Source organism: Natronomonas aquatica (assembly GCF_024449025.1).
GTDB lineage: Archaea > Halobacteriota > Halobacteria > Halobacteriales > Haloarculaceae > Natronomonas > Natronomonas aquatica.
On sequence record NZ_JAHLKM010000005.1, the window covers coordinates 47670 to 49511 of the forward strand.

1 protein-coding gene is annotated in these 1842 nt (G+C 65.0%); it reads left to right on the top strand.

The genetic code is table 11. The features are described 5' to 3' along the window. Nucleotides 1–1580: aconitate hydratase (locus KM295_RS06045; RefSeq protein ID WP_256029067.1), on the top strand; the 1580-nt coding region annotated here is incomplete at its 5' end. Nucleotides 1581–1842: the final 262 nt, after the last annotated feature.

Below are 1842 nucleotides of genomic sequence, written 5' to 3' on the forward strand. Positions count from 1 at the left end.
GCGGCCTCGACGTCTCCGTCGCCATGGGCGGCGGCGCCTACTACATCGAGATGCCCGAGGTCGTGAACGTCCACCTCGAGGGCGAACTCCCCGAGTGGGCCACCGCCAAGGACGTTATCCTGCACCTGCTGCAGGAGCTTACGGTCAAAGGCGGCGTCGGCAAGGTACTCGAGTACACCGGCCCCGGCGCCGAGTCGCTGACCGTCCCCGAGCGGACGACGATCACGAACATGGGCACCGAGCTCGGCGCGACGAGTTCGATCTTCCCGACCGACGAGAAGACCGAGGACTGGCTCTCGCGGATCGGCCGGGAGGACGACTACGTCGAGCTCTCGCCCGACGAGGACGCCGAGTACGCCGACACGATCGAGGTCGATCTCTCGGAGCTCGAACCGCTCATCGCCTGCCCGTCGATGCCCGACAAGGTCGTTCCGGTCCGGGAAGTCGCCGGCGAGGACGTCGAGCAGGTCATCATCGGCTCCTGTACGAACGGCGCCTACGAGGACATCCTCCCCGGCGCGAAGATGCTCGAGGGCCGCACCGTCGACAAGAAGACCGAGATGATCGTCGCCCCCGGCTCCAAGCAGGCAAGCGAGATGCTCGCCCGCGAGGGCTGGACCGCCGAGATGATGGCGGCCGGCGTCAACTTCTCGGAGGCGACCTGCGGCGCCTGTATCGGGATCGGCCACGTCCCCTCCTCGGATTCGGTCTCGCTGCGGACGTTCAACCGCAACTTCGAGGGCCGCTCCGGGATCGAGGACGACAACGTCTACCTCTGTTCGCCCGAGGTCGCCACGGCGGCGGCCATCGCCGGCGAGATCGTCGATCCGCGCGATCTGGCCGAGGAACTCGGCGATCTGGAGCCCCCCGAGTTCGAGATGGGAACGAAATACAGCGACGGCATGGGTCAGGAAGACCCCGACATCATCGCGCCCGACGAGGCCGTCGACGACGAACTCATCAAGGGCCCAAACATCGGCGACATCCCCCTGAAAGACGAGATGGGCGCCGACATCGCCGGGCCGACGCTTCTGAAGATGGACGACAACATCACGACCGACCACATCATCCCGGCGACCCAGGACATCCTGATGTACCGGTCGAACATCCCGAAGCTCTCGGAGTTCACGCTCAGCCGGGTCGACGAGGACTTCGCCCAGCGCGCGCTCGATTCCGACGGCGGATTCTTGGTCGCCGGCGAGAACTACGGCCAGGGCTCCTCGCGTGAGCACGCGGCGCTATGTCCGATGTATCTCGGCGTCGAAGGCGTCCTCGCACAGAGTTTCGCCCGCATCCACAAGGCGAACCTCTTTAATTTCGGTCTGATCCCCCTGGAGATCGACGAGGCCGACTACGAGAAGATAGAGCAGGGCGACGACATCGAGATCGTCGACGACGTCGCCGGGTCCGTCCGCTCCGGCAAAGAGGAATTCACTGTCCGGGTCAACGACGAGTGGGAACTCACCGCCGAACTGGACGCCTCGGATCGCGAACGGCAGATCCTCGCCGACGGCGGCAAGCTCTCGCACACGAAAAAGCAGGCCGAGGACGGCAGCGGCGCCGCGCCGGCCGACGACTGAGCGACCGGACACTCACCGACCGCTTTTTTCTGACGGTCGCCGGACCGAGAGAGCCACGCGTGTGATCCGGGAAGGAAAACGAGAACGGAGACAGGAACAGAGACAGGAACGAAAACAGCGATCGGGTGGGGATGAAAGGACCGACCGCTGTGTGGCGTTGAAAACGGGGTGGGGGGTGGGGATGCACCCAAAACAGGGTGCAGTCGACGGTTTGCCCCGATATAATATCAATCTTCCGGCCGAGGGCGTCGGGGGTCCTATC